Below are 25,830 nucleotides of genomic sequence, written 5' to 3' on the forward strand. Positions count from 1 at the left end.
TACGTCGGGAGGCTGCTCAGTTGTTGAAGCGGAACTCCACCAGGTCGCCGTCCTGCAGTGGCTCAACTGGAGGGAAGTCCGGCCCGCATCTTGTCGGCTCCTGGGTGATGGGGGCACAGGGCGAGAATTCCGCGAACGTTCTCGTCCTGAAATCCCGTGTACTCGTCGATGGCGAGGTAGCCGTGATTCGCCGTCGCGCACTGCGAATACAACGTTTCCAAGATCAGGTACGGGTCTTCGTAACCAAACGAAGGCCGGCTCACCGAGATGGCTTCCTCCTGTTCGGCTGTGATGACCTGCCCGTGCTGCTCGCCCCTGCACGAGATGACATCGAGGTTGCCCCAGGCCGCCTCCATCGTGTCGTAAGGAAGGTAGTAACCCCCGCCCGGCGCGGACTCGTCTGGAACGTAGCACTCGAACGTGAAGCTCACGGGCGCGGTCGAGTCGTCGGGGTCGGGCGCGTCCGAGGCCCCCACGGTCGGCGTTGGAGTCATTGACGGCGGCTCGACTGATGTGGAGGCGGTCGGCTGCGGACTCAAGCCTGACATCGTCGGCTCGGGCGACGGCGCGGTACACCCGACCAAGAACAACGTTGCGGCGACTATCGTCGATGCGCCGACCAGGGTTGCGCGGAATCTCACTTCGATCCTCCAGATGTGTTTCCGATGCGGAACTCCACCACGTCGCCGTCCTGCATGACGTAGTCCTTGCCCTCGAGGCGGGCCTTGCCCTTCGCGCGGGCCTCGGCGACCGAGCCGAGCTCGATGAGGTCGGCGAACGAGATGACCTCGGCCTTGATGAAGCCCTTCTCGAAGTCGGTGTGGATGACGCCGGCCGCCTGCGGAGCCTTCGCGCCCTGCGGAATCGTCCAGGCGCGCGCCTCCTTGGGACCTGCCGTGAGGTAGGTCTGCAGCCCCAGCGTGTCGAAGCCGATGCGCGCGAGCTGGTCGAGACCCGACTCGTCCTGACCGGTGGACGCCAGCAGCTCGGCGGCATCCTCGGGGTCGAGGTCGATCAGTTCCGACTCGATCTTGGCATCCAGGAACACGGCCTTCGCCGGCGCGACCAGCGCGGCCAGCTCGTCCTTGCGGGACTGGTCGGTGAGAACGGCCTCGTCGACGTTGAAGACGAAGATGAACGGCTTCGCGGTCAGCAGCCCCAGTTCGCGGATCGGCGACAGGTCGAGACCGGATGCCGAGAGCAGCACGCCCCGCTGGAGCGCGTCCTCCGCGGCCTTGGCGGCGTCGAGAACAGAGGGGTCGAGCTTCTTGCCCTTCACCTCTTTCTCGTAGCGCGTGATGGCCTTCTCGAGCGTCTGGAGGTCGGCGAGCTGGAGCTCGGCGTTGATCGTCTCCATGTCGCTGGCGGGGTTCACCTGGCCGTCGACGTGGACCACGTCGTCGTCGGCGAATCCGCGGACGACCTGGGCGATGGCATCCGCTTCACGGATGTTGGCGAGGAACTGGTTGCCGAGGCCCTCGCCCTCGCTCGCGCCGCGCACGATACCGGCGATGTCGACGAACGACACCGCGGCGGGCACCAGGCGCTCGCTCCCGAACACGTCGGCGAGCTGCTGCAGCCGCACATCGGGAAGGTTCACGACCCCGACGTTGGGCTCGATGGTGGCGAACGGGTAGTTCGCCGCGAGCACCGAGTTCTTGGTCAGGGCGTTGAAGAGGGTGGACTTTCCCACATTGGGAAGGCCGACGATTCCGATGGTAAGAGCCACGGGAGTCCAGGTTACCCGGCCCGGGGCGCGCCCACGGCGTCAGCGACGTCGCGCGCGGAACGCGTGCGTGACGTAGGGCAGCTCGACCGCTCCCCCGTCGGCGAGTCCGGGAATGGATGCCACGACCCCGTCGACCTCGGCATCGATGCGTGCCCGCTCCTCGGGGGATGCCGTGATGAAATCGCTGCGCGAGAAGACGAGGTCGCGAAGCTGAGCGAGGGAGATGCGGCGGCTCCATGACCAGATCCGGTGTTCGAGGTCGACCAGGGGCTCGGTAATCCGCGGTCCCCCGTCGGCGATGAGTCGCTCGGCGTTCGACGTCCCGATCACCCGAGTCAGGCTCCGTACCCAGTCCTCCCGCTCGTCGCGGATGTTCCAGATGAGCCCGAGCACTCCGCCCACACGCAGCGTCCGCGCCACCTCGCGGGAGCCGGCATCCGGATCCACCCAGTGCCACGCCTGGCCCATCACGACGGCGTCGAGGCCCGCATCCGGCAGCGGCAGGCTCTCCGCCGTGCCCGCGAACGTGGGGACGCCGACGACGTTCTCGCGCAGCGACGCGAGCATCGCGGCATCCGGATCGATCGCCACCACGTCGGCGCCGAGCTCGACGACGGCCCGGGTGAGCTTGCCGGTGCCCGCGCCCACGTCGGCGACCCTCAGCGCACGGCCGGGTTCGCGGACCGGCGCGAGCATCCACGCCACCGCCTCGGCCGGATACTCCGGGCGACCCGACTCATACGCCGAGGCCGCCTGCCCGAACGACGTCGACTTCTCGCGCTCCGTCATTCCTCGACCCTACGCCGCGTGTATGCGCCGCCACCCTGCCGATCCCGACGGCGACGGCGCGCCTTCGCTCCGACCGCCACCTGCCGGGCGAGGGTGGGAACGTGGCACTGGATTTCACCGCGATCGACTTCGAAACCGCGAACTCCAGTGGTGCGTCCGCGTGTGCGGTGGGGCTGGCCCGCGTCCGCAACGGTCGGGTGGTTGCCACCGCCGCCTGGCTGATCAAGCCACCGGCCGGACACGACCACTTCGCCGCGATCAACGTGGGCATCCACGGCATCCGTCCCGAGGATGTGGTGAATGCGCCCGACTGGAGCACCCAGCTCGCGCGCCTCACGGCATTCGCGGGCGCCGACGTGCTCGTGGCGCACAACGCCGGCTTCGACATGTCGGTGCTGCGCCGGGCCTGCGCCGCCACGGGCGACGAGTACCCGCCCTACCGGTACCTGTGCAGCGTGCAGATGTCGCGCAAGACCTACACCCTCGACTCCTACCGGCTGCCGCTCGTCGCGGCCGAGGCCGGGTGCTCGCCGTTCGCGCATCACGACGCCCTCGCCGACGCGGTCGCGTGCGCCGAGATCACGATCGATTGCGCGCGCCGCGCCGGGGTCGACGACGTGCACGATCTCGCCGCCCACCTCGGCGTGCGGGTATCGCAGATCGCCCCCGAACCCCGTCTCGAACGCGCCGTCGCCTGACCCGCCGGGACGCCGACCGGCGATGTCGGAGGCCTGCGTCACACTGAGCACATGGATGCCATCGCCCTGATCTTCGTGATCCTCGCCCTCGCGATCGGCGCCGGTGCGGGGTGGTTCCTCGGCACCGCGCGCGCCACCTCACGGGCCGCCGCCGAGCGGGTCGATCTCGCCGCGCGCGTCGCGGCGGCCGAATCTTCGCGCGGGGCGTTGCAGCAGCAGCTCGATCACCAGGCCGGCCTCTACCGCGACGCCGTCGGCCAGGCGCGCGCCGATCAGGCCGCGCGCGAAGAGCGCGAGCGCCGCGAACAGACGGTCCTGCGCGCGCTCGACCCGGTCCGCGAGACCCTCGACGCCATGCAGCGCAAGGTCGACGGGCTCGAGCGCGACCGCGTCGAGCAGTACTCCGCTCTCGGCGAGCAGCTGCGCCTGTCGCGTGAGGTCGACGAATCCCTGCGCGCCACCACCGAAGCCCTCGCCTCGGCGATGCGGTCAGGAAGCACGCGCGGCGTGTGGGGCGAGACGCAGTTGCGCCGCGTCGTCGAGGCCGCCGGACTCACCCGGTACGTCGACTTCGACCTGCAGTCCTCGATCAGTTCCGACGCCGGGGCCGGCCGGCCCGACATGGTCGTGCGCCTTCCCGGCGGCAAGGCTTTGGCGGTGGATGCCAAGGTCCCCCTCGACGCCTACCTGCAGGCCAGCGCCATCCCGGTGACGGCGCACGGCGACGAGGGCGCACGGCGGGCGTCCCTCATGACGAAGCACACCAAGGCCGTGCGCGCCCACGTCGACGCTCTCGCGAAGAAGAGCTACTGGGCGGGCCTGTCCCACAGCCCCGAGTTCGTGATCTGCTTCCTGCCGAGCGAATCCCTTCTCTCGGCCGCGCTCGACGACGACCCGACGCTGCTCGAATATGCGTTCACGCGTCGCGTGGCCCTCGCCTCGCCCGTCAATCTGTGGGCCGTGCTGAAGACGGTGGCTTTCACGTGGACGCAGCAAGACGTCTCCGACGAGGCGCGAACCCTCTTCGCCCTGGGCACGGAACTGTACGACCGGGTCGGCATCCTCGCCGGCCACGCAGGCGACCTGCGCCGCGCCCTCGAGCGCACGATCGACAGCTACAACAAATTCGCGGGATCGCTGGAGACGCGCGTCCTCGTCACGGCGCGAAAGTTCCCCGGCATCGACGAGACGAAGCTGGACTCCGTGGCCGCGCCCGCTCCGCTGGAGGCGGCGCCGCGACGCTGGACCGCGCCCGAACTCATCGACGGGTCAGGCGATGCACCGCCCATGTCGGGCGCCGACGTGGGAGACATCCGCATCCGGGCGGGTCTCGACGTCGACAGAGAGGAGTGGTTCGGAGACACCCACGGAGGCGCTGCAGCTCACCAGTGACCGGGGCTGCGCTGCGGTGCCGGGCTCAAGACCCGCCGGGCACCCAGCTGAGGAGACTGATGACCGCGGCCGAGACACCGACGAAGGCGCCGATCATCCACCACGCGCTGATCTCGTGCCCCTCGTCGCGCCGCACACGAAGGAGCACATCGGGCCGGCGCGCAGGGTCGACGGCGTCGGCGATGACCGCGTGCGCCCCCGTCTGGGGTGCGGTCGAGTTCGTCGGAACTGCCATGGGCGATCCCCCTTCGGGTCTCGGAAGAACATCGCGTCGCCGTTGACACCGCTGTCGATTCTGCCACGCAGCCCCCGCGCGGGGAGTCACGCTTGCACAACGACACGCCCGGCTGTACCTGCGTATCCGCGGGCGCGGCGGCGGGGCTGACGCGACCTTCGCCGGTCCCGGCCACGGCCACACGGGTCGTCGGCCTTCCCCTCAGGGGGGCAGAGCCCCTCAGTGGGTCAGAGCCACTTCGAGGTGAGGTGCTCCGACGAGATACGACGCAGGGTCCCCGAGGCGCCACGCAGCACGACGCTCTCGGTGTAGACGAAGTCGCCTTCGCGGCGCACACCCTGCACGAGCTGTCCGTCGGTGACCCCGGTCGCCACGAAGATCGTGTTCTTGCCGCGCACGAGGTCATCGGCCTCGTAGACATCGCCGTCGAGCTTCAGTCCCGCGTCGCGGCCCTTCTGCTTCTCGTCGTCGGTGCGCGGCATGAGCACACCCTGGATGTGGCCACCGAGTGCCTTGATCGCACACGCCGTCACGATGCCCTCGGGGCTGCCGCCGACGCCGACGCACATATCGGTGCGGGCGTTGTGCCGCGCGGCGTTGATACCGCCGGCGACGTCGCCGTCGCTCATGAGGCGCGTGCCGGCACCCGCCTCGCGGATCTCGGCGATGAGCTTCTCGTGGCGGGGCCGGTTGAGCACCGACACGACGATCTCGTCGACCGGCTTGCCCAGCGCCTTGGCCAAGAGGCGGATGTTCTCCCCGATCGGCAGACGGATGTCGACGACGCCGACTCCCGCCGGGCCCGTGACGAGCTTGTCCATGTAGAAGACACTGGACGCGTCCAGCATGGTGCCGTGGTCGGACACGGCGATCACCGAAAGCGCGTTCTGTCGGCCCGCGGCGGTCAGCGACGTGCCGTCGATGGGGTCGACCGCGACGTCGCAGCGCGGACCGCGTCCGCTGCCCACTCGCTCGCCGTTGTAGAGCATGGGGGCGTTGTCTTTCTCGCCCTCGCCGATGACGATCGTGCCGTCGAAGTTGACGGTGGTGAAGAAGGCCCGCATGGCATCCACCGCGGCGCCATCGGCGGCTTCTTTGTCGCCGCGGCCGATGAAGGGAACGGCGCGGATCGAGGCGGCCTCGGTCGCCCTCACCAGCTCGAGAGCCAGGTTCCGATCGGGGTGCAACGGGCTCATGTCGGACGTCAGGCTCACCATGTGGCCCACTGTAGTCATCGTGTCCGTGACATCCGCCGGTTTTTCCCGGTCCGCGGCGGAAGGAATGGCGATTCTTAACATCGCGACAGAACTGCGGTGTTCCTCGTCCCGCCTCGGCGTCACGATCCGGCGCCTTCGCTAGAGTGACCGTGTCCCTGTCACGACCAAGGAGCACCTCCATGCCCGTCGCCACCCCTGAGCAGTACGCCGAGATGCTCGACCGCGCCAAGGCCGGCAGCTTCGCGTACCCCGCGATCAACGTCTCGAGCTCGCAGACCATCAACTCCGTGCTCCAGGGCCTGACCGAGGCCGGCTCGGACGGCATCCTGCAGGTCACCACCGGAGGAGCCGACTACTTCGCCGGCCACACGGTGAAGGCTCGCGCCACCGGCGCCCTCGCCTTCGCGAAGTACGTCACCGAGGTCGCCAAGAACTACCCGATCACGGTTGCCCTGCACACCGACCACTGCCCGAAGGACGCCCTCCCCGGCTTCGTCCTCCCGCTGCTGGAGGCCTCCGAGGAAGAGGTCAAGGCCGGCCGTAACCCGATCTTCCAGTCGCACATGTGGGACGGCTCGGCCGTGCCGCTCGACGAGAACATCGACATCGCCGCCGAACTCCTCCCCCGTATGAAGAACATCAACGCGATCCTCGAGATCGAGGTCGGCGTCGTCGGCGGCGAGGAAGACGGCGTGCAGCACGAGGGCTCGAACGACGCCCTCTACACGACCGTCGCCGACGTCACGAAGGCCGTCGAGCGCCTCGGCCTCGGCGAGAACGGCCGCTACATCTCGGCCCTCACCTTCGGCAACGTGCACGGCGTCTACAAGCCCGGCGGCGTGAAGCTGCGCCCCGAACTCCTGGGCGAGATCCAGGAGGGCATCGCCGCCGCGTTCGGCACCGGTCCCAAGCCCCTCGACCTCGTCTTCCACGGCGGCAGCGGCTCGACCGACGCGGAGATCGCCCTCGCGGTCGCCAACGGCGTCGTCAAGATGAACATCGACACCGACACCCAGTACGCCTTCACCCGCTCCATCGCGGGATACATGTTCTCGAACTACGAGGGCGTGCTGAAGGTCGACGGCGAGGTCGGCAACAAGAAGCAGTACGACCCGCGCGCGTGGGGCAAGGTCGCCGAGTCGGCGATGGCCGTCCGCGTCGTCGAGGCCACGAAGCAGCTCGGCTCCTTCGGCAAGTCGCTGGGCTGAGACAGCTCACCCGAACGCCCCGGCTCCGGCCGGGGCGTTCGTCGTTTCAGGAGCGGTACAGCTCGAGCACCGTGGGCGCCGCAGCCGGCGACGACAGCACCTCCACGGCATCCCCCGCTCGTACCTGGCCCGCGCGACGGACACGCAGATACGCTCCCAGACGGCCCTCGTCCGAGAAGCGCTTGACCCAGCCGCGGGCCGCGGACCCGCCCACCCACCGCGAGAACGTGGCGCACGGGGTGCGCGGCATGGTCACCTCGACCTGAACGGTGTCGCCGATGCGCCACACCTCCCCGATCCGCGCGCCGTTGACGTCGATCCCGTCGAGCCTCAGGTTCTCGCCGAACCATCCCGGGTGCAGCTCTCGTCCGAGTTCGCGCTCCCAGAACTCGGCGTCCTCCTGCGCGTAGGCGTAGACCGCCTTATCGGGGCCGCCGTGGTGCTTGCGGCTCGCCTGCACGTCCGAGCGGATGCCGAGGGGTCCGACGCGCACGGAACCCTCGAGGGCCCGCTTATCGATGGCCGTGACCCCGACCGATCCCGAATCCGGACGCAGGGCATGAACGGCACAGACGGCGACGAGACTCGGCATCCGTCGATGCTACGGGGTGTCGAAGTCGCGCCGCATGACGACGCGGTCACCCTCGAGGGTGCGGATCTCGACCGCGCCGATGCGTGACGCGGCCAGGTCTGTGCCGGCGCTCAATTCGGTCGTCGAGCCGGGGCCCGCACGCCAGGTGGAGAGCACGGTCGTGGCACCCGCGTCGTCGGTGACGGCCAGAGCGTACGGCCAGCCGCCGGGCGGGGCGTCGAGCACCTCGCCGGTGTACTGGCAGACGAGATCGATGCGAGTCCCCCAGTCGACCGGGGTGAGCTTCACGGAGGCCTCGAGGGGGGCGCCCGCGACGTCATCGAGGGCGTAGACGATTCCCGACGGCTCGGCCGGGCCCTGGGTCACCGCCATGACGCTCGGCACGGCGATCACCAGGAGCGCCGCCGCGGCAGCTCCCGCCCAGAGAGTGACGGTCCGCCGACGCCGGCGTCGTGCGGTGCGGACGACGCGTCCGCGCAGGGCCGGGTCGGGAGCCGCGGCCGGAAGGGGGGCGGCATCCGTCTCGCCGATCGCTCGCGCGCGCTCCGCCGAGAGGCGCGAGAGCAATCCCGCCGTGGGGGCCAGTTCTGCCACGGCCTCGCGGCACACGGGGCAGCGCGAGAGGTGCTGCTCGAACTCCGCGCGGTCGGGCGCGGACAGCGCGCCGAGCACATACGCGCCATCCCAGGTCGCGAGGCGCTCGTGTTCGGTCGTCATCGGGTCACCCCTCTCTCCTGCAGGGCGAGTCGCAGAGCGCGCACGGCATAGTGCAGACGCGACTTCACCGTGCCGGCCGGGATTCCCAGCTCCTCGGCGGCTTGAGCGACACTGCGCCCGCCGTAGTACGCGGAGACGATGACCGCGCGGTGATCAGGTGTGAGCGTCGCGAGCGCCTCTTCGACGAGCAGCGCGTCGAACATGGCATCCGTGTCGTCGTGGCGGGCCATCTCGGGCACCTCGTCGACGGGCTGCTCGTGGCGGCGTCGTGCGCTGCGTGCCTCGTCGATGACGATGTTGCGCGCCACGGTGAACATCCACGAACGCAGCGTCGAAGGGTCGTCAGCCATGACACGGGGCGTTCGCCAGGCGCGCAGGAGCGTCTCTTGAACGACGTCGTCGGCACCGGCGTGGTCACCGGTGAGACTGACGACGTAGCGCCACACGGGCGCGGCGTGCGCGTCGTACAGCGCCGTCAGCTGTGCCTGCTCGTCTCGCACGCGACTCCCTTCCTCTCGTCCTCAAGAGAACACGGGATGCCGTGCCCGTCGGTTCAGCTGCCGACGGCGCCGCTGAGAGCCGCGAGGAAAGCCGGGTCGGACACCAGGGCGACCGTGATGCACACCCCCGCGAGGAGGGTCGTGACGACGAAGCCCACGAGCGGGACCCAGAACGAGATGCGGCCGCGCCCGAGACGACGCCAGGTGAGCACCGCGGTGACGAGGTACCCGATGCCGTAGACGACCGACGCCGCCGCACCCCACACGTAACCGGCGGAGAGGTTGGTGTAGCTCGCCTCGACGCCGAGGATCTGCGCCGCGCGCTCGGCATAGCCCGGGAAGTCGAGCAGCTGCACGATCGTCGAGACCGTCGAGACCAGACCGTAGACGAGCAGAACGACGGTGATGGCACGGTCGGCCAGCGGGCCGCGCGCGCGCTTGTGCGGCACCTCTGTTGCGGCCGGCACCGGCTGCGGGGCCACACCCGAATCGAGGGAGTCCGTGGCCTCGGGCCGCTGGATCCGCGCGCGCTGTTCCTCGGGAGTGGCGTACTCCCCATACTGCGGGCGCGACGGGCGCGCGTCGGCGTCGCTCACGCGCGGCCCCGGCCGCCCAGGGCACGCTGGTCGCGCTTGCCGCTGGAGTCCTGGCGCAGCTCCTTGGGGAGCGAGAACATGAGGTCCTCCTCGGCGGTGCGCACCTCTTCGATGTCGCGGTAGCCGGCACCGGCGAGCTCTTCGAGCACCTCGGTCACGAGCACCTCGGGCACCGACGCGCCGCTGGTCACGCCCACGGTCTCGACGCCCTCGAGCCACTCCTGCCGGACCTCGTCGACATAGTCGACCCGGTACGCGGCCTTGGCTCCGTGCTCGAGCGCGACCTCCACCAGTCGCACGCTGTTGGAGGAGTTGGCCGATCCGACGACGATCACCAGATCGGCGCCGACGGCGACCTTCTTGATCGCGACCTGACGGTTCTGCGTGGCGTAGCAGATGTCGTCGGACGGCGGGTCCTGCAAGTGGGGGAAGCGCAGGCGCAGGCGGCGGACGGTCTCCATGGTCTCGTCGACCGAGAGCGTGGTCTGCGAGAGCCACACGACCTTCGACGGGTCGCGCACCTCGACCGTGTCGGCGTGGTCGGGCGAGTTGACGACGGTGACGTGCTCGGGGGCCTCGCCCGCCGTGCCCTCGACCTCTTCGTGCCCTTCGTGACCGATCAGGAGGATCTCGAAGTCATCGCGCGCGAAGCGCACGGCCTCGCGGTGCACCTTCGTGACGAGGGGGCACGTGGCGTCGATCGCCTGCAGGCCGCGGTCAGCGGCGGCCGACACCACCGCCGGCGACACCCCGTGCGCGCTGAAGACGACGTGCGCGCCGCCGGGGACCTCGTCGACCTCCTCGACGAAGATCGCGCCCTTCTTCTCGAGCTCGGTGACGACATGGATGTTGTGGACGATCTGCTTGCGCACGTAGACCGGCGCACCGTAGCGCTCGAGCGCCTTCTCCACAGCGATGACCGCGCGATCGACGCCCGCGCAGTATCCCCGAGGCGCCGCCAACAGCACCTTCTTCTGTCCTTCGACCGGGATATCCTGGAGGCGCCCGCGTCGACCCGGAATCCGGGGAACGGGCAACTGGACGACAGGTGTGCTCACACCCCGATTCTACCGGGGCGCCCCTGGACGACGGCCGAATCGGCCACCACGACCCGCACGGAGACCATGACCTCCTTCCAACCCGAAGCCGTGGAGGGCCTCGCGCCCCCGGCCGACTCGGTCCACCCGCGCGACTCGCGCACCGACGCCCCCACCTCGGTCTCGCGCCTCAACGACACGATCCGCGGCTTCATCGAACGCTGGGGGTCGGTGTGGGTCGAGGGCGAGATCACCTCGTTCAACCGCCGCGGCGGCAACGTGTTCGGTCGGCTGAAAGACCTCGGCACCGAGTCGACCGTGGCCTTCCGCATCTGGTCGAGCACTCTCGCGCGCCTGCCGAAAGATCTGCGGGTCGGCGACCACGTCGTCGCGTGCGTGAAGGCCGACTACTTCCCCCGCACCGGCGACTTCTCCTTCGCCATCTCGGCCATGCGCCACGTGGGCCTCGGCGAACAGCTCGAGCGTCTCGAACGCCTGCGCGCCCAGCTGCGGTCCGAGGGGCTGTTCGACCCCGTCCGCAAGAAGAAGCTGCCCTTCCTCCCCCACTGCATCGGACTCATCACGGGCGAGAACTCCGACGCCGAGAAAGACGTGCACCGCAACGCAGAACTGCGCTGGCCCCAGGTGCGCTTCCGCACCCGATACGCCGCGGTGCAGGGCGACCGGTGCGTGCCCGAGACCCTGGCCGCACTCGCGGCGCTCGACGCCGATCCCGAAGTCGACGTGATCGTGATCGCCCGCGGCGGCGGTGATCCGCAGACGCTCCTCGGCTTCAGCGACGAGCGGCTCGTGCGCGCGGTGGCCGCGGCATCCACGCCCATCGTCAGCGCCATCGGTCACGAGAACGACCGCCCCCTGCTCGACGACGTCGCCGACGTGCGGGCCTCCACCCCCACCGACGCCGCCAAGCGCGTCGTCCCCGACGTCAGCGAACAGCGGGCCCTCGTCGCGCAGCTTCGGGCGCGCCTCACCGGCCGCCTCACCCAGCGCGTGCTGCACGACATCGCGCAGCTCGAACAGCTGCGGTCGCGCCCGGTGCTGCGCACGCCGCACTCGATGCTCACCGCACGCGCTCAGGACGTGTGGATGCTCTCCACGCGGGGTCGCGACGTCGTCGACCGACGACTCCAGAGCGAGGAACGCCGCACGCGCGAGCTACGAGCCTCGCTGCGCGCGCTGTCACCCGAAGCGACCCTCGCGCGCGGCTACGCGATCGCGCAGGTCGCCGGAGGTGGGATCGTTCGCGATGCCGAGCAGGCGCCGGCCGGCACGCCCCTGATCGTCACCGTCGCCCGCGGTGCGGTCGCGGCACGCTCCGAGGGTGAAGCCGGCCCGTCCGCCGACCCGTCCGACGGCGGCCGTGTCGCCGGTCCCGCCTAAGATGGATGCCATGACCGAGACGCCTTCCGGCCCTGTCGCCGACGTGGCGTCGCTGTCGTTCGAACAGGCCCGAGACGAGCTCGTCCGCGTCGTCGCTCAGCTCGAGCAGGGCGCCCCCACGCTGGAAGAATCCCTCGCTCTGTGGGAGCGCGGCGAACAGCTCTCGGCCCGGTGCGAGGAGTGGCTCCTGGGCGCGAAGCGTCGGCTCGACGCCGCCCGCGGCGAGGGCGAGGAGGCCTGATGGCCCGCATCGTCGCCGAGCTCGGGCGCCCCGAGACGCCGGAAGAGACCGCGGCCCGCAAGGCGGAATCCTCGCGCCGCTACCGCTCGAGCAAGACCTTCCGCAACCTCATCGCCGCGCTGCTCGTGACCGTGGCGGTTGTCCTCGTCGTCATCGCCGCGGTCCCGCGCGGCGAGCCTGCACCGCGCCCCCAGCCCGACGTGCCGGCCCTCGCGGCCGAGCTCTCCGCCGACCTTGGCCGGCCGGCGCTCTCTCCCGCCCTCCCCGAGGGCTGGCGGGTGAACCAGGCCATGACCGAGGGTCAGGGTGGCACCGACGCGTGGACGATGGTGTACGTCCGGTCGGGCGAGTCCGGGTTCGTCCGCGTGGCCCAGGGGCTCGATGCGGGCGAGGAGTGGGTCGCCCAGATTCTCGGCGGTGCCCGCAGCACCGAGACCATCGACATCGACGGCATCGCGTGGAACGTGTACCGCCCGAGCGACCCCGAGCGCGCCGGCAACATCTCCTACGCCCTGTCGACGGCCGCCGGACCCGACCAGGTGCTCGTCTACGGCGACGCCAGCCCCGAGACCACGGCACTCGCCGCGGCATCCGTGACCGCACAGGTCCGCGAACTGAGAGAGGTCCCGTGAACGATCGAATGACACCGCGCGCCGTGTGGAGCCAGATGGTCGAGGGCAACCGACGGTTCGTCTCCGGCGAGCCCGCGCACCCCCGGCAAGACGTCGAGCGCCGCGCCGAACTCGCGACCTCGCAACACCCCACGGCGGCGCTCTTCGGCTGCTCCGACTCGCGCCTGGCGGCCGAGATCATCTTCGACCAGGGCCTGGGTGACCTGTTCGTCGTCCGCAACGCCGGCCAGGTCATTTCCGACTCGGTGATCGGGAGCCTCGAATACGCCGTCGGCGTGCTGGAGGTCCCCCTGATCGTGGTGCTCGCGCACGATGCGTGCGGTGCCGTCGGTGCCGCAATCGACAGCACGGGCATGGACGCTCCGACGCTGCCCGCCTACATCTGGCGTCAGATCGCGCCGATCGTGCCCGCCGTGCGCCGCGTCCAGCGCGCCGAGACCGCGGCGGGGCACACCGCCGACCGCGTCGACCCCGAACTCGTGGGCCAGGAGCACCTGCGCCACACCGTGGCCGACCTGCTCCGGGCCTCCGAGCTCATCAGCGACGCCGTTGCCGACGGCCGGGTCGCGGTCGTGGGGGCCAACTACCGACTCGACGACGGGGAAGCCGTCCCCGTCGTGACCGTGGGCGACGTAGACGAACCCCGCGCCTGAGACCACAGAGAACGACCTGGAGGAACGACGACGTGACCGACATCGAGTACCGCATCGAACACGACACCATGGGTGAGGTGCGGGTGCCGAAGGACGCCCTCTACGCCGCGCAGACACAGCGCGCGGTCGAGAACTTCCCCATCTCGGGCTCGGGCCTGGAGTCGACGCAGATCGCCGCGCTCGCGCGCATCAAGAAGGCCGCGGCCCTGGCCAACAAAGACCTCGGCACGCTCGATGCCCGCATCGCCGACGCGATCGCGCAGGCGGCCGATGAGGTCGTCACCGGCGCACACGACGCGCAGTTCCCGGTCGACACGTACCAGACCGGCAGCGGCACCTCGTCGAACATGAACATGAACGAGGTGCTGGCGACCCTCGCCACCCGCATCCTCGGCGAGACGGTGCACCCGAACGACCACGTCAACGCCTCGCAGTCCTCGAATGACGTCTTCCCGACCTCGGTGCACATCGCCGTCACCCAGGCCCTCATCGACGACCTCATCCCCGCGCTCGACCACCTCTCGGTGGCGCTCGAAGCCAAGGCCGAGGCGTGGAAGGGCATCGTCAAGTCGGGACGCACCCACCTCATGGATGCCACCCCCGTCACGCTCGGCCAGGAGTTCGGCGGCTACGCCCGCCAGATGCGCCTCGGCATCGAGCGCGTGCAGGCGGTCCTCCCCCGCGTCGGCGAGGTGCCCCTGGGCGGCACCGCCGTCGGCACCGGGATCAACACGCCCCTCGGCTTCCCGCAGAAGGTCATCGAGCTGCTCGCGGCCGAGACCGAACTTCCCATCACCGAGGCCAAAGACCACTTCGAGGCGCAGGCCAACCGCGACGGTCTCGTCGAGGCCTCCGGTGCCCTCCGCACGATCGCGGTGTCGCTGACGAAGATCAACAACGACATCCGCTGGATGGGTTCAGGCCCGAACACCGGGCTCGGCGAGCTCCACATCCCCGACCTGCAGCCCGGCTCCTCGATCATGCCCGGCAAGGTCAACCCCGTCGTGCCCGAGGCGACCCTGATGGTGTGCGCCCGCGTCATCGGTAACGACGCCACCGTCGCCTGGGCCGGAGCCTCGGGGTCGTTCGAGCTCAACGTCGCCATCCCCGTCATGGGCACGGCACTGCTGGAGTCCATCCGTCTGCTCTCGAACACGCTGCGGGTCCTCGCCGACAAGACGATCGATGGCCTCCAGGCCAACGTGGCTCGTGCCGAGGCGTTCGCGGGCATGTCGCCCTCGATCGTGACACCGCTGAACAAGGTGATCGGCTACGAGGCCGCCGCCAAGATCGCCAAGCACGCCGTCGCCGAGGGCATCACCGTGCGCGAGGCCGTCATCGACCTCGGGTACGTCGAGCGCGGCGAGATCACCGAAGAGGTGCTCGACGCCAAGCTCGACCTGCTGTCGATGACGCACCCGGGCTGAGCCGAAGCGCGATCGACGCCGGGGAGAGCCATAATCGGAGGATGAGCCGCCGCACGAGACCCATCTCGGCGCGCGTGCGACTCCTCGCGGCTATCCTCGGCGTCGTGCTGCTCGGGCTCATCGTTGCCGGCAGCGTGACGTTCCTCGTCCAGAGCGATCGTGTGGTCGCGAACGCCGAACGCCAGCTCGACGGGTTCGTCTCGACGGTGTCATCTGACGGCCAGGATCCCGCCGACCTCGTGGCCGCGGCCATCCCCGGTCGCACCGATGGGACTCTCGCCGTCGCCGGCTCCCGGGTCCTCGCCACCACCCCGTCGCCCCCGGGGCTCTCGCTCTCCGCCGACGCGGGCTTCCTCGACGATCTGACGGCCGCCCTGGAACGTGGCGAGAGACGCGGCCGGATCGACAGCGCCCAGGGCCCGCTGCTGTACGCGGCCGTCCCCGCGGGGGAAGCGACGATCGTGCAGGCCATCTCGATCGATCAGCGCATGGAGCTGGTGAACCTCTCCACCGTCACGTATGCGACCACCGGCCTCCTCGTTCTGCTGGTGATCGGCGGGGCCGGCTGGTTCGTCACCGGTGGGCTGTTCTCTCCGCTCCGCAGGCTGCGCGACACGGCCGACGCGATCACTATCGCGGATCTCGCCACCCGCGTCCCGGCGAGCGGCAACGACGAGATCTCCGGTCTCACCACGTCGGTCAATTCGATGCTCGACCGCCTCGCGATGTCGGTCGATGCGCAGCGCCAACTCCTCGATGACGTGCGCCACGAGCTGAAGACCCCCATCACGATCGTGCGCGGCCACCTCGAGACCATGAATCCCGCAGACGCGCGCGACGTGATCGAAACGCGCGATCTCGGTATCGCCGAACTCGACCGGATGTCACGGCTCGTCGACGACATCGACGACCTCGCCGCGGTCGAGGCGGGTGCACTGTCGGCCGGCGTCGTCGACGTCGCCTCCCTCACCGACCGCGTCGGGGAACTGGTCAGCGCCATCCCCGAGCACATCTGGACGATCGAGTCGCGCGGACGCGGGCGTATCCACGGTGACCACGACCGGCTGGTGCAGGCCTGGGTGCAGTTGGCCGACAACGCCGCGAAGTACACCCCCGCCGGCAGCCCCATCGAGATCGGCAGCAGCACCGACGGGACCACGGCGAACCTGTGGGTGCGCGACCACGGTCCCGGCATCCCGCCCGCGGCCCGCCACCGCATCTTCCGCCGTTTCGACCGCATCTCCACGCGCCGCGGGGTGGAGGGATCGGGCCTCGGACTGTCGATCGTGGATGCCATTGCCAAGGCGCACGACGGACACTGCACGGTCGGCGACACCCCGGGCGGGGGCGCAACGATGACCCTGTCCCTCCCCCTGCGCGGCTCCCACGCGTCGGCTGAGCTTCCCACTCCGGTGCGCGCCGGAGACGTCGTCATGCAAAGAGAGGCCACTGGATGACACGGATCCTCATCGCCGAAGACGAGGAACGCATCTCGGCGTTCGTGGCGAAGGGACTGGAGTCGGCCGGCTATCAGACCCTGATCGTCGAAGACGGCGCAGAAGCTCTCGACACCGCGCTCGCAGGCGAGGTCGACCTCGTACTTCTGGACGTAGGCCTGCCGACCATGGACGGCTTCGAAGTGCTGCGGAGCCTGCGCGGCCAAGGTTCCGCAGTGCCGGTGATCATGCTGACCGCCCGTACGAGCACGCGCGATACCGTGGACGGTTTGGATGCCGGAGCCAACGACTACGTCGCGAAGCCGTTCAAGTTCGACGAGCTGCTCGCGCGCGTGCGTTCACGCCTGCGCGAACCGGTGACGCTGGGGAACATCACGGTGTCCCACGCCGACGTGTCGCTCGACATCCTGAGCCGCCGAGCCTCGGTGGGCGGTCGGGAGATCGACCTGAGCGTGCGGGAGTTCGCCCTCGCCGAAGAATTCGTGCGTCACGCGGGACAGGTGCTCAGCCGGGAGCAGCTGCTCAGCCGGGTATGGGGCATGGACTTCGATCCCGGCTCCAACGTGGTCGACGTGTACGTGCGTTACCTTCGGGCGAAGTTCGGCCCCGCGCGCATCGTCACGGTCCGTGGCGCCGGCTATCGCTGGGAGTGACCGACCCCTGAAACCCAAAAACCCCTGGCCGGGGGGAGGCCAGGGGGTGGGGAGATCCGCGGCGATGGTCTGCCGACGTACCCGAAACGTCGGCGACCTGCGCGACAAGACGGATCTCGTGTTCATTCACTTGGGGGGAACCGCCGGAGCGGTGACGAGGTCTCCCTCGCCGATGAGTCCACTCTGACCTGTCGACGTGAGAGAGCGAGGAGGTCGGGATGAGAATGCTCTCATCTTCGGTGCCGGAACGAGGAAGGGGCCGGGATGCCTGGCATCCCGACCCCTCGACAGCAATCGATCAGGAGAGCTCCCCGGCCTCCAGGAGATCGGTCACCAGCGCGGCGATCGCCGAACGCTCCGACCGCGTCAGCGTGACGTGACCGAAAAGGGCGTGCCCCTTGAGCGTCTCGATCACCGAGGCGACGCCGTCGTGTCGACCCACCCGCAGGTTGTCGCGCTGCCCCACGTCGTGGGTGAGAACGACCCGGGAGTTCTGTCCGATCCGGCTGAGGACGGTGAGGAGAACGTTCCGCTCCAGCGACTGCGCCTCGTCGACGATCACGAACGCGTCGTGGAGCGAGCGACCGCGGATGTGGGTGAGCGGCATCACCTCGAGGAGCCCCCGAGCGAGCACCTCTTCGAGGACGTTGCCCGAGACCACCGAGCCGAGCGTGTCGAAGACCGCCTGCCCCCAGGGGTTCATCTTCTCGGCCTGATCGCCGGGCAGATAGCCGAGCTCCTGCCCGCCCACCGCGAACAGCGGGCGGAACACGATGATCTTCTTCTGCTGCTGCCGCTCCAGCACCGACTCGAGAGCCGCACACAGGGCGAGGGCCGACTTGCCCGTTCCCGCGCGGCCGCCGAGGGAGACGATCCCCACCTCGGGGTCCAGCAGCAGGTCGAGGGCGATGCGCTGCTCGGCCGAGCGTCCGTGCAGGCCGAACGCGTCGCGGTCGCCGCGCACCAGGCGCAACTCCCCGTCGCCGGTGACCCGGCCAAGGGCGGAACCCCGTTCGGAGTGGATGATCAGCCCGGTGTTCACCGGAAGACCGAGGACGTCGTCGCTCGACGCGACCTCCGCCTCGTACAGATCGCTGAGATCGTCGCCGGAGACATCGATCGAGGCGATACCCGTCCAGCCGGAGTCCATCGCCTGCTCGGCGAGGTACTCCTCGGCGGAGAGCCCGAGGGACGCCGCCTTCACCCGCATGGGAAGGTCTTTCGACACGACGGTCACTTCGGCGCCATCGCGGGCGATGTTCATCGCCACCGCCAGGATGCGACTGTCGTTGTCGCCCAGACGCATACCCGAGGGCAGGACCGACGGATCGGTGTTGTTCAGCTCGACACGCAGCGTCCCGCCGGTACCGACGGGAACGGGGAAGTCCAGGCGGCCATGCTCGATGCGCAGCTCGTCGAGGTGGCGCAGAGCCTGGCGGGCGAAGTAGCCGATCTCAGGGTCGTGGCGTTTGCCCTCGAGTTCGGTGATCACGACGACCGGGATCACGACGGAGTGCTCGGCGAACCGGAAGAACGCCCGCGGATCGCTCAGCAGAACCGAGGTATCCAAGACGTAGGTGCGCAGAGCCTCATCGGCTGAGGCATCGGATTCCGAAACAGTGCTCTCGACGACGTGACGCTGGTCGTACGGTGCTCGTGCAGTCACAACCCACTCCCGACCCGGGTGTCTCACCCGGCTGTCACGAGTCGACCTGTGGGTCACGAGTCGCGATCCGAAGGCCGACTCGATCAGGCTCCGTGCCCGATGTGATCACCGTAAGGCCGCGCGCGAGGGCGGGAAGACGTTAACACGCCGCGAAAGATGACGAATGCGTAAACAGCGGCTGTTACTGACCGAAGCGGCGGTCGCGGGTGGCGAAGTCGCGGATCGCGCGAAGGAAGTCCACTTCGCGCAGATCGGGGCCGAGCGCCTCGACGAAATAGAACTCCGAGTGCGCCGACTGCCACAGGAGGAAGTCGCTCAGCCGCTGCTCGCCGGACGTACGAATGACCAGATCGGGATCGGCTTGGCCGCCGGTGTACAAGTGCTCGCCGATCTGCTCGGGAGTGAGGCTCGCGGCCAGCTCCTCGAGGGAACCGCCCCGTTGATCGTGCTTCGCAATGATGCTGCGCACCGCGTCGACGATCTCGCTGCGCCCGCCGTAGCCCACCGCGAGGTTCACGTGCAGGCCCGTGTGGGTCTTCGTGCGCTCGGTCACCTCGGCCAACACTCCCGCGAGCGTCGGGGGCAGTCCCTCGGATCGCCCCACGTGCTGCACGCGCCAATCCGGTTCGTGCGAGAGTTCGCGAGCGAGCTCGCCGATGATGTCGAGCAGGTCGTCGAGTTCTCGCGAGTCTCGCTTGCGCAGATTGTCGTGAGAGAGCAGATAGAGCGAAACGACCTGGATGCCGAGGTCGTCGCACCAGCGCAGGAACTCGTGCATTTTCGCGGCCCCGGCGCGGTGTCCGTGGGCGGCGCTGTCGAAACCCAGCTGCCGAGCCCACCGCCGGTTGCCGTCGATCATCATGGCGACGTGATGCGGCACGGTGGTGGGCATGCGGCGGCGTAGACGCGAAATGTACAGACGGTAGAGGGGGCCTCGCCCCTCGTTCCTTCGTACGCGCGCCACCCGCCTACGCTACCGCGTCGCGGGCCGGGGCCACCGCCGGGTGACCGTCCACCCGGGACGGGGGTGAGGTACCGAGAATGTGCCGGCGGGGGTATGCACCCCGACGTAGGGTCGAGGGGTGACCCCCTCCCCCGCTGACGATGGCCCCGAAATGCCCCAGCTCCCCCTCCTGGAAGCGGGCGCGGTCGGCGCGCAAGCCGACCTGAAGCCCACGTGGCGCGGGTGGATCCACGCGGGCACGTTCCCTGTGGCCATCGCCGCCGGCATCGTGCTCATCAGCCTGGCGCAGGGCGCCCCTGCGAAGTGGGCATCGGCGGTGTTCATGGCGACCTCGATGCTGCTGTTCGGCAACTCCGCGCTCTACCACCGGTTCAACTGGAAGCCGCGAACGTTGGCCGTGCTCAAGCGGATCGACCACGCCAACATTCTGCTGCTGATCGCCGGCACGTATACGCCCCTGGCGGTGCTCGCGCTGCCGACGCCGCAGACCGTGCTGCTGCTCTCGATCGTGTGGGGAGGTGCGATCCTCGGCATCCTGTTCCGCGTTTTCTGGATTCACGCGCCCCGCTGGCTCTACGTCGCCCTCTATCTCGCGCTGGGATGGGCCGCCGTGATGTACCTCGGCGACCTGCTCGCCGCGAACGTGGCGATGATGGTCCTCGTCGTCGTCGGTGGGCTGCTCTACACCGCGGGCGCGATCGTCTACGCGCTCAAGCGGCCGAACCCGTGGCCCGGACACTTCGGGTTCCACGAGATCTTCCACGTCTGCACCGTCCTGGCCTTCCTGTGCCACTGGACGGCGTGCCTTCTGATCGCGCTCGCCCCCGCCTATCACGGGGGCTGACGGGGCCGGATCAGCTCCGAGGAGCGGCGGGGTCGATGTCCTCGTCGTCGGTTTCGCTGGCCGCCTGTGCCGCGCGCGCCTGCTCTTCGGCATCCAGCTCGGCGTTGACCTCTTCGCGGTAGCGACCGCGGCGGATGCGGCGGAGCATGTCCCACACGAGGAGGAACACGGCGAGGCCGATGAAGGCGATGGCGGCGAAACCGAGAGGCCCCGGGGTGACGATCCCGGGATCGGGGGTCGGCACGGGGGTGGGCGTGGCCGCGAGGGCCGCGAGCGCGGTGAGCATGGAGTCCTTCGGTCCGGGCGGAAGCGCGTAGCCTGGAAGTCCAGCCTAAAGCCCGGGGAGACCATGACGACGCAGGAGATGCTCGACGAGCGCTACGGCCGACGCCGTTCCCCGCGTCGTCGCATCGCACTGTGGAGCATCGTCGGGGTCGTCGCCCTCGCGCTCATCGGCGGGCTCGGGTGGACCACCGTCGCCAACAGCCTGGCCTCGGTCACCGCCGTCGACACGGGCTTCGTCGTGAACGATGCCGAAGGGGTGAGCGTGTCGTTCCAGATCACCTCCCCCGTCGGCAGCCCGGTGGCCTGCGCGATCGAGGCGCAAGACGAAGAGCACGGCACGGTCGGCTGGCGGGTCGTGGAATACCCCGCGTCGGACGAGCACAGCCGCGCATTCTCGGAAGACATCCCCACCCTGGCGCTGGCCACGACAGGTTTTGTCAACGCCTGCTGGGTGCCGTAGGCTTTTCGTTCCAGAGGCGCCCCGGCTCGAAGCCGGGGCGTTCGACATATCTGCCCCGGCGGCCGCACTCCGGTGACGTCGCCGCCGGCCCGATCGACGAAGGAGACCACCGTGTCCAGCGACGCTCAGGTGACGTTCCTCACCCAGGATGCCTACGACCGTCTCGTCAGCGAGCTCGAGCACCTCTCGACCACGGGCCGCGAGGAGATCGCGAAGCGCATCGAGTCCGCGCGCGAAGAGGGCGACCTCAAAGAGAACGGCGGCTACCACGCCGCGAAAGACGAGCAGGGCAAGCAGGAGGCTCGAATCCGCACCCTCCAGCACCTGCTGAAGGGCGCCAAGGTCGGTGAGGCTCCCGAGAGCACCGGTGTGGTCGAATCCGGCACCGTCGTCACCGCCCTCATCGCCGGCGGCGAAGAGGTGTTCCTCCTCGGCAACCGTGAGATCGCGGCAGACTCCGAGCTCGACGTGTACAGCGAAGCGTCCCCGCTCGGCGAGGCGATCCTCGGCATGAAAGAGGGCGACAGCGGCTCGTACACCGCTCCCAACGGCAAGCAGATCTCCGTCGAGATCGTGAAGGTCGAGACCTACACGGGTCAGTGACCCCGCACGCGTCGAGCCGCTCCCCCGCCCGGGGTGAGCGGCTCGATGCGTTTCAGTTCGGAACGACGGTCGCGATGAAGCCGGCCTCTTCGAGGGTCTGGATCACGAGGGCACGGTGCTCGGCCCCGCGGGTCTCGACGCTCAACTGCAGGATGACCTCGCTGATCTGCAGCCCCTGGCCATGCCGGGTGTGCAGCACCTCGATCACGTTCGCCCCGACCTGCGCCAGCAGTTCGGACACGCGCGCGAGCTGACCCGGTCGGTCGGGCAGCGGAATCCGCAGCGACATGTAGCGACCGGATGCCGAGAGCCCGTGCGCCACGACGCGCTGGAGCAGCAACGGATCAATGTTCCCACCCGAGAGGATCGTGACCGTCGTGCCGGTCGCCTGGACCTTGCCCGCCAGGATCGCCGCGACACCCACGGCGCCGGCGGGCTCGACCACCTGCTTCGCGCGCTCGAGCAGCACCAGAAGCGCCCGCGCGATGTCGTCTTCGGTCACGGTGACGACCTCGTCGACGTAACGGCGGATCATCTCGAAGGGGAGGTCGCCCGGACGGGCGACGGCGATACCGTCGGCGATCGTCGGGGTCGTGGGGACCTGAATGGGGTAGCCGGCAGCGAGCGACGACGGGTAGGCGGCAGAGTTCTCGGCCTGCACGCCGATGATGCGCACCTCACGACCCACAGCGGCCGCGCGTGCCTTCACCGCGGCAGCGACACCGGCGGCGAGCCCTCCCCCGCCGATACTGACGATCACCGTGTCGAGGTCGGGAAGGTCTTCGACGAGTTCGAGCCCCAGCGTCCCCTGACCGACGACGATGTCGCGATGGTCGAACGGGTGGATGAGTACCGCCCCGGTGCGCTCGGCGAACTCGGCCGCCAACCGCAGCGGCGTCTCGACGGTGGCACCCTCGAGCACCACTTCTGCGCCGTAGCCGCGCGTCGCCAGGAGCTTGGGCACCGGTACGCCCAGCGGCATGAAGATCGTTGCGGCGATGCCCAGCTGCTGGGCGGCCAGGGCCACGCCCTGCGCGTGGTTGCCGGCCGAGGCGGCCACGACTCCGCGCGCGCGCTCCTCGGCGGTCAACCGCGACAGGCGGTAGGTCGCTCCGCGGATCTTGAACGATCCCGTGCGCTGGAGGTTCTCGAGCTTGAGGTGCACCGGTACGCCGAGCAGTTCGGTGAGATGCAGCGATTGGTCGAGGGGGGTCCGCGCGATGATGCCGCGCAAGGTCTGCGCGGCATCCTCGAACTCGGCCAGGGTGGGCGTGTCGATCATGATCTCCTTCCGCGATCCCGCGGCACGGTCTGCCAGATGAGGTCGGCCGAATCGACGGATGCCGTGCCCTCACGCCACGCAGAACTACTGAGGTACACCGCGACGACGTTGACGAAGGCCGCCAACGGTACCGCGAACAGGGCACCGGGGATGCCGCCGATCATCGCGCCACCCGCGACGACGAGCACGACCGCGAGCGGGTGCACCTTGACCGCCGACCCCATGAGGATGGGCTGCAGCACATGGCTCTCGATCTGCTGCACACCGAGCACGACGATGAGCATGAACAGCGCGATGAGCGGCCCGTTGTACACGAGGGCGATGAAAACGGCCAGGGCGCCGGTGACCACCGCGCCCACGAAGGGGACGAACGCCCCGAGGAAGACGAGCACGCCGATGGGGATCGCCAGCGGCACGCCGAGCAGGAAGGCGCCCAGACCGATGCCGATCGCGTCGATCGTGGCGACCAGCAGCTGCGTACGCGCGTACATCTTGACCGTGCGCCATCCCGCACGCCCCGCACCATCGACCGCCGGACGGGCCACGCGCGGAAACAGCCGCGTGGTCCAGCGCCAGATTCCCCCGCCATCGGCGAGAAGGCACAGCAGGATGAAGAGGGTCAGCAAAAGGCCGGTCGCGACGTGGCCGATCGTCGTGCCGATGGCCAGCGCTCCGGTCCAGAGCACCTCGGCCTGCTCCTGCAGGAAGGTGCTGGCCTGCCGCAGGCCGTCGTCGATCTGCTGGGCACTCAGGTGGAGCGGTCCGTCGATGAGGTACTGACGGAACTGGCTGACCGCATCGACCGTGCGCGCGCGTACCGAGCCGAACTCGCGAGTGATCTGCCACACCGCCAGCCACAGCAGCCCGGAGATGATCGCGACCGTGCCGAGCAGCGTCACCACGATGGCGAGCCAGTGCGGCCACCGGTGGCGCAGAAGGAACGAGAACGCCGGCCAGACCAGCGCGGTGACGAGAATCGCGACGAGGAGGGGGATGACGAGGAGCTTGAGCTGGATGACGACCCAGATCACGACGCCTACCGCGGCCGCGATCACGAGCAGTCGCCACGAGTAGGCCGTCGCCTGGCGCAGGGCCGCGGGGACAGCGGGGCTGAGATCGCTCGAGACGGTGCGCCGCCGGAGGGCGTCGAAGAACGATCCGCGGTCCTCGGGATCGGTTCCGGTCATCACGCCAGCCTACCGCCGCGTCCGCGTGGCCCACGCCGGGGATGTCGGAGGGCACGTCTACGCTGGCGCCCATGACGACGACCCTCCGACGAGCCGACGCACGCCGCATCGCGCTGGCCGCGCAGGGGTTTGCGCGCCCGCGTCCCGCGCAGCCCGGTCTCCGCCAGATCACGGCGACGCTGCACCGCATGCGGGTGCTGCAGATCGACTCGGTCAACGTCTTCGCGCGCTCTCACTACCTCCCCCTGTTCGCCCGCCTGGGCACGTACGACACGACGCTCCTCGACCGGTTGGCGTTCGACCGGCGTCCACGGTGGGTGGAGTCCTGGGCGCACGTGGCATCCCTCATCTCCGTCGACGATTGGCCGCTGCTGCAGTTCCGTCGCGACGCCCTCCGCGAGAAGTACGGCGACGACGACTGGGCCCGAGCCCACACCCCGCTGTTGCGATGGCTGCGCGACGAGCTGGCGGCACGCGGGCCGTTGCGTCCCGCCGAGATCGAACACGACGCGCGACAGGGGTCGCGCGGGTCGTGGTGGGGGTGGGACGACGTCAAGCACGGCCTCGAGCGCCTGTGGCTCCAGGGCGACGTCGCGATCGCCGGTCGCCGCGGATTCGAGCGTCGGTATGCCCTGGCCTCCGACGTGTTGCCGGCCGAGGTGCTCGACTCCCCCGTTCCGCGGGCCGAGGCCATTCACGAACTCGTCCGGCGGGCGGCGGTGGCCTACGGCGTCGCGACGGCCGCCGATCTCGCCGACTACTGGCGCATCCGCGACCGGCCCGCGGTGCTCGCGGCGTTGCGCGACCTCGTCGACGCCGGTGAGCTCGAACAGGTCACGGTCGAGGGCTGGCAGGCCGCGGGGCGACCGGCGACGGCCTGGCTGCATCGGGATGCCGCGCGCCCCCGCCGCGTCGACGCCACGGCGCTCCTCACCCCGTTCGATCCGGTCGTGTGGTTCCGCGACCGCGCCGAGCGCCTGTTCGCCTTCGACTACCGAATCGAGATCTACACGCCCGCCGCGCGACGCCGATACGGCTACTACTCGCTGCCGGTGATCGTCGGAGACGACGTCGTCGCGCGCATCGACCTCAAGGCCGACCGCGCCGCATCGGCCCTGCGCGTGCAGTCAGCGTGGTGGGAGCCCGGGGCCCCCGTCGACGCGGCAGACCGCATCGCCGATGAGCTGCGCCGCGCCGCGACGTGGCAGGGGCTCGAGACGGTCACCGTCGCGCGCTGGGGCGATGCCTCCGACACTCTCGCGGGTGCGCTCCGCGCGGACCGCCACGACCACCCCGACGGGCGGGAGAACTGACGCGTCGTCAGCTCCGACTGGCCAGAACCGTCGTTCGCGTCGGCGGGCGGCG

At 69.6% G+C, this 25,830-nt stretch carries 29 protein-coding genes; 14 read left to right on the top strand and 15 right to left on the bottom strand.

Features of this window, described 5'->3' with window-relative positions; genetic code table 11:
* Positions 1 to 62: 62 nt before the first annotated feature.
* From ACU6WY_RS09270 to ACU6WY_RS09280, 3 genes are read right to left on the bottom strand one after another with little or no spacing between them, the layout of a single operon-like run.
* Entirely contained in the window at positions 63 to 641 is a 579-nt protein-coding gene (locus ACU6WY_RS09270) for a hypothetical protein (protein ID WP_483819380.1), read from the bottom strand.
* Positions 638 to 1,729 (bottom strand): redox-regulated ATPase YchF, encoded by a 1,092-nt coding sequence (gene ychF, locus ACU6WY_RS09275; RefSeq protein WP_483819381.1) that lies wholly within the window; start codon positions 1,727 to 1,729, stop codon positions 638 to 640. Before ychF ends, ACU6WY_RS09270 begins: the two co-directional genes overlap by 4 nt.
* A gap of 39 nt (positions 1,730 to 1,768) precedes the next feature.
* The gene (locus ACU6WY_RS09280) at positions 1,769 to 2,518 is read right to left on the bottom strand and encodes a class I SAM-dependent methyltransferase (protein WP_483819382.1); all 750 of its coding nucleotides are present in this window, start codon (positions 2,516 to 2,518) and stop codon (positions 1,769 to 1,771) included.
* A 101-nt stretch (positions 2,519 to 2,619) separates the two neighbouring features.
* On the opposite strand from ACU6WY_RS09280, the gene ACU6WY_RS09285 reads away from it, so the two are divergent.
* Positions 2,620 to 3,216 (top strand): 3'-5' exonuclease, encoded by a 597-nt coding sequence (locus ACU6WY_RS09285; RefSeq protein ID WP_483819383.1) that lies wholly within the window; start codon positions 2,620 to 2,622, stop codon positions 3,214 to 3,216.
* A 51-nt stretch (positions 3,217 to 3,267) separates the two neighbouring features.
* On the top strand, positions 3,268 to 4,608 hold the full coding sequence (locus tag ACU6WY_RS09290) for a DNA recombination protein RmuC (protein WP_483819384.1): 1,341 nt from the start codon (positions 3,268 to 3,270) through the stop codon (positions 4,606 to 4,608).
* Positions 4,609 to 4,633: 25 nt separating this feature from the next.
* On the opposite strand, the gene ACU6WY_RS09295 is transcribed toward ACU6WY_RS09290, so the two are convergent.
* A complete protein-coding gene (locus ACU6WY_RS09295) occupies positions 4,634 to 4,843 on the bottom strand; it encodes a UDP-N-acetylmuramyl pentapeptide phosphotransferase (protein ID WP_483819385.1) in 210 nt (69 codons plus the stop codon).
* A gap of 227 nt (positions 4,844 to 5,070) precedes the next feature.
* Positions 5,071 to 6,060: a class II fructose-bisphosphatase gene (gene glpX / locus ACU6WY_RS09300; protein WP_483819386.1), complete on the bottom strand. Its 990-nt coding sequence runs from the start codon at positions 6,058 to 6,060 to the stop codon at positions 5,071 to 5,073.
* Between the two features lie 179 nt (positions 6,061 to 6,239).
* Between glpX and fbaA the strand changes: the two genes are divergently transcribed.
* On the top strand, positions 6,240 to 7,268 hold the full coding sequence (fbaA, locus tag ACU6WY_RS09305; protein WP_483819387.1) for a class II fructose-bisphosphate aldolase: 1,029 nt from the start codon (positions 6,240 to 6,242) through the stop codon (positions 7,266 to 7,268).
* Between the two features lie 46 nt (positions 7,269 to 7,314).
* Here fbaA and ACU6WY_RS09310 read toward each other — a convergent pair whose 3' ends face one another.
* Genes ACU6WY_RS09310 through ACU6WY_RS09330 form a run of 5 tightly spaced genes read right to left on the bottom strand, consistent with a single transcriptional unit; the run spans position 7,315 to position 10,731 of the window.
* On the bottom strand, positions 7,315 to 7,860 hold the full coding sequence (locus ACU6WY_RS09310; protein WP_483819388.1) for an MOSC domain-containing protein: 546 nt from the start codon (positions 7,858 to 7,860) through the stop codon (positions 7,315 to 7,317).
* A gap of 9 nt (positions 7,861 to 7,869) precedes the next feature.
* The gene (locus ACU6WY_RS09315) at positions 7,870 to 8,577 is read right to left on the bottom strand and encodes a zf-HC2 domain-containing protein (RefSeq protein WP_483819389.1); all 708 of its coding nucleotides are present in this window, start codon (positions 8,575 to 8,577) and stop codon (positions 7,870 to 7,872) included.
* Positions 8,574 to 9,077 (bottom strand): sigma-70 family RNA polymerase sigma factor, encoded by a 504-nt coding sequence (locus ACU6WY_RS09320; RefSeq protein ID WP_483819390.1) that lies wholly within the window; start codon positions 9,075 to 9,077, stop codon positions 8,574 to 8,576. Before ACU6WY_RS09320 ends, ACU6WY_RS09315 begins: the two co-directional genes overlap by 4 nt.
* Before the next feature lie 53 nt (positions 9,078 to 9,130).
* Complete coding sequence (locus ACU6WY_RS09325; protein ID WP_483819391.1) at positions 9,131 to 9,673, bottom strand: DUF6264 family protein; 543 nt, start codon at positions 9,671 to 9,673, stop codon at positions 9,131 to 9,133.
* Positions 9,670 to 10,731 carry a 4-hydroxy-3-methylbut-2-enyl diphosphate reductase gene (locus ACU6WY_RS09330; RefSeq protein ID WP_483819392.1) on the bottom strand — a complete coding sequence of 354 codons (1,062 nt, stop codon included), beginning with the start codon at positions 10,729 to 10,731 and terminating at the stop codon, positions 9,670 to 9,672. The genes ACU6WY_RS09325 and ACU6WY_RS09330 overlap by 4 nt, the downstream gene beginning before the upstream one ends.
* 66 nt (positions 10,732 to 10,797) lie before the next feature.
* Here ACU6WY_RS09330 and xseA point away from each other — a divergent pair, with 66 nt between their 5' ends.
* From xseA to ACU6WY_RS09365, 7 genes are read left to right on the top strand one after another with little or no spacing between them, the layout of a single operon-like run.
* Positions 10,798 to 12,111, top strand: a complete 1,314-nt coding sequence (gene xseA, locus ACU6WY_RS09335) for an exodeoxyribonuclease VII large subunit (RefSeq protein ID WP_483819393.1) — start codon at positions 10,798 to 10,800, stop codon at positions 12,109 to 12,111.
* A 1-nt stretch (position 12,112) separates the two neighbouring features.
* On the top strand, positions 12,113 to 12,352 hold the full coding sequence (locus ACU6WY_RS09340) for an exodeoxyribonuclease VII small subunit (RefSeq protein WP_483819394.1): 240 nt from the start codon (positions 12,113 to 12,115) through the stop codon (positions 12,350 to 12,352).
* Entirely contained in the window at positions 12,352 to 12,984 is a 633-nt protein-coding gene (locus tag ACU6WY_RS09345) for a DUF4245 family protein (RefSeq protein WP_483819395.1), read from the top strand. Before ACU6WY_RS09340 ends, ACU6WY_RS09345 begins: the two co-directional genes overlap by 1 nt.
* An 8-nt stretch (positions 12,985 to 12,992) precedes the next feature.
* Positions 12,993 to 13,637 (top strand): carbonic anhydrase, encoded by a 645-nt coding sequence (locus ACU6WY_RS09350; RefSeq protein WP_483821888.1) that lies wholly within the window; start codon positions 12,993 to 12,995, stop codon positions 13,635 to 13,637.
* A gap of 32 nt (positions 13,638 to 13,669) precedes the next feature.
* Positions 13,670 to 15,064: a class II fumarate hydratase gene (locus tag ACU6WY_RS09355; RefSeq protein WP_483819396.1), complete on the top strand. Its 1,395-nt coding sequence runs from the start codon at positions 13,670 to 13,672 to the stop codon at positions 15,062 to 15,064.
* 41 nt (positions 15,065 to 15,105) lie between these two features.
* Complete coding sequence (locus ACU6WY_RS09360) at positions 15,106 to 16,521, top strand: sensor histidine kinase (protein WP_483819397.1); 1,416 nt, start codon at positions 15,106 to 15,108, stop codon at positions 16,519 to 16,521.
* Positions 16,518 to 17,174 (top strand): response regulator transcription factor, encoded by a 657-nt coding sequence (locus ACU6WY_RS09365; RefSeq protein WP_483819398.1) that lies wholly within the window; start codon positions 16,518 to 16,520, stop codon positions 17,172 to 17,174. Before ACU6WY_RS09360 ends, ACU6WY_RS09365 begins: the two co-directional genes overlap by 4 nt.
* Positions 17,175 to 17,472: 298 nt before the next feature.
* On the opposite strand, the gene phoH2 is transcribed toward ACU6WY_RS09365, so the two are convergent.
* Together phoH2 and ACU6WY_RS09375 are read right to left on the bottom strand one after the other, a co-directional pair.
* The gene (phoH2, locus tag ACU6WY_RS09370; RefSeq protein ID WP_483819399.1) at positions 17,473 to 18,840 is read right to left on the bottom strand and encodes an RNA 5'-3' helicase PhoH2; all 1,368 of its coding nucleotides are present in this window, start codon (positions 18,838 to 18,840) and stop codon (positions 17,473 to 17,475) included.
* A gap of 181 nt (positions 18,841 to 19,021) precedes the next feature.
* Entirely contained in the window at positions 19,022 to 19,732 is a 711-nt protein-coding gene (locus ACU6WY_RS09375) for an isoprenyl transferase (RefSeq protein WP_483819400.1), read from the bottom strand.
* Positions 19,733 to 19,955: 223 nt separating this feature from the next.
* Here ACU6WY_RS09375 and trhA point away from each other — a divergent pair, with 223 nt between their 5' ends.
* A complete protein-coding gene (trhA, locus tag ACU6WY_RS09380; protein ID WP_483821889.1) occupies positions 19,956 to 20,648 on the top strand; it encodes a PAQR family membrane homeostasis protein TrhA in 693 nt (230 codons plus the stop codon).
* Positions 20,649 to 20,658: 10 nt separating this feature from the next.
* On the opposite strand, the gene ACU6WY_RS09385 is transcribed toward trhA, so the two are convergent.
* Positions 20,659 to 20,934, bottom strand: a complete 276-nt coding sequence (locus tag ACU6WY_RS09385) for a hypothetical protein (RefSeq protein ID WP_483819401.1) — start codon at positions 20,932 to 20,934, stop codon at positions 20,659 to 20,661.
* 63 nt (positions 20,935 to 20,997) lie between these two features.
* Here ACU6WY_RS09385 and ACU6WY_RS09390 point away from each other — a divergent pair, with 63 nt between their 5' ends.
* Both ACU6WY_RS09390 and greA read left to right on the top strand, forming a co-directional pair.
* On the top strand, positions 20,998 to 21,393 hold the full coding sequence (locus ACU6WY_RS09390) for a DUF4307 domain-containing protein (protein WP_483819402.1): 396 nt from the start codon (positions 20,998 to 21,000) through the stop codon (positions 21,391 to 21,393).
* 111 nt (positions 21,394 to 21,504) lie between these two features.
* Complete coding sequence (greA, locus tag ACU6WY_RS09395; RefSeq protein ID WP_483819403.1) at positions 21,505 to 21,996, top strand: transcription elongation factor GreA; 492 nt, start codon at positions 21,505 to 21,507, stop codon at positions 21,994 to 21,996.
* Between the two features lie 52 nt (positions 21,997 to 22,048).
* Here greA and ilvA read toward each other — a convergent pair whose 3' ends face one another.
* A complete protein-coding gene (gene ilvA, locus ACU6WY_RS09400) occupies positions 22,049 to 23,278 on the bottom strand; it encodes a threonine ammonia-lyase (protein ID WP_483819404.1) in 1,230 nt (409 codons plus the stop codon).
* Positions 23,275 to 24,465, bottom strand: a complete 1,191-nt coding sequence (locus ACU6WY_RS09405) for an AI-2E family transporter (RefSeq protein ID WP_483819405.1) — start codon at positions 24,463 to 24,465, stop codon at positions 23,275 to 23,277. The genes ilvA and ACU6WY_RS09405 overlap by 4 nt, the downstream gene beginning before the upstream one ends.
* 71 nt (positions 24,466 to 24,536) lie before the next feature.
* On the opposite strand from ACU6WY_RS09405, the gene ACU6WY_RS09410 reads away from it, so the two are divergent.
* On the top strand, positions 24,537 to 25,778 hold the full coding sequence (locus ACU6WY_RS09410; protein ID WP_483819406.1) for a winged helix-turn-helix domain-containing protein: 1,242 nt from the start codon (positions 24,537 to 24,539) through the stop codon (positions 25,776 to 25,778).
* Positions 25,779 to 25,830 lie beyond the last annotated feature (52 nt).

This window comes from Microbacterium sp. ZW3a (assembly GCF_057167165.1).

Bases quoted from the DNA above. Each gene is read 5' to 3' on its own strand.
- ACU6WY_RS09385 (WP_483819401.1), bottom strand. From the start codon at position 20,934: ATGCTCACCGCGCTCGCGGCCCTCGCGGCCACGCCCACCCCCGTGCCG.
- xseA (WP_483819393.1), top strand. From the start codon at position 10,798: ATGACCTCCTTCCAACCCGAAGCCGTGGAGGGCCTCGCGCCCCCGGCC.
- fbaA (WP_483819387.1), top strand. From the start codon at position 6,240: ATGCCCGTCGCCACCCCTGAGCAGTACGCCGAGATGCTCGACCGCGCC.
- ACU6WY_RS09315 (WP_483819389.1), bottom strand. From the start codon at position 8,577: ATGACGACCGAACACGAGCGCCTCGCGACCTGGGATGGCGCGTATGTG.
- glpX (WP_483819386.1), bottom strand. From the start codon at position 6,060: ATGGTGAGCCTGACGTCCGACATGAGCCCGTTGCACCCCGATCGGAAC.
- trhA (WP_483821889.1), top strand. From the start codon at position 19,956: ATGCCCCAGCTCCCCCTCCTGGAAGCGGGCGCGGTCGGCGCGCAAGCC.
- ACU6WY_RS09410 (WP_483819406.1), top strand. From the start codon at position 24,537: ATGACGACGACCCTCCGACGAGCCGACGCACGCCGCATCGCGCTGGCC.
- ACU6WY_RS09295 (WP_483819385.1), bottom strand. From the start codon at position 4,843: ATGGCAGTTCCGACGAACTCGACCGCACCCCAGACGGGGGCGCACGCG.
- ACU6WY_RS09350 (WP_483821888.1), top strand. From the start codon at position 12,993: ATGACACCGCGCGCCGTGTGGAGCCAGATGGTCGAGGGCAACCGACGG.
- ACU6WY_RS09290 (WP_483819384.1), top strand. From the start codon at position 3,268: ATGGATGCCATCGCCCTGATCTTCGTGATCCTCGCCCTCGCGATCGGC.
- ACU6WY_RS09280 (WP_483819382.1), bottom strand. From the start codon at position 2,518: ATGACGGAGCGCGAGAAGTCGACGTCGTTCGGGCAGGCGGCCTCGGCG.
- ACU6WY_RS09345 (WP_483819395.1), top strand. From the start codon at position 12,352: ATGGCCCGCATCGTCGCCGAGCTCGGGCGCCCCGAGACGCCGGAAGAG.
- ACU6WY_RS09310 (WP_483819388.1), bottom strand. From the start codon at position 7,860: ATGCCGAGTCTCGTCGCCGTCTGTGCCGTTCATGCCCTGCGTCCGGAT.
- ilvA (WP_483819404.1), bottom strand. From the start codon at position 23,278: ATGATCGACACGCCCACCCTGGCCGAGTTCGAGGATGCCGCGCAGACC.
- ACU6WY_RS09375 (WP_483819400.1), bottom strand. From the start codon at position 19,732: ATGCCCACCACCGTGCCGCATCACGTCGCCATGATGATCGACGGCAAC.
- ACU6WY_RS09405 (WP_483819405.1), bottom strand. From the start codon at position 24,465: ATGACCGGAACCGATCCCGAGGACCGCGGATCGTTCTTCGACGCCCTC.
- ACU6WY_RS09340 (WP_483819394.1), top strand. From the start codon at position 12,113: ATGGATGCCATGACCGAGACGCCTTCCGGCCCTGTCGCCGACGTGGCG.
- ACU6WY_RS09360 (WP_483819397.1), top strand. From the start codon at position 15,106: ATGAGCCGCCGCACGAGACCCATCTCGGCGCGCGTGCGACTCCTCGCG.
- ACU6WY_RS09365 (WP_483819398.1), top strand. From the start codon at position 16,518: ATGACACGGATCCTCATCGCCGAAGACGAGGAACGCATCTCGGCGTTC.
- ACU6WY_RS09390 (WP_483819402.1), top strand. From the start codon at position 20,998: ATGACGACGCAGGAGATGCTCGACGAGCGCTACGGCCGACGCCGTTCC.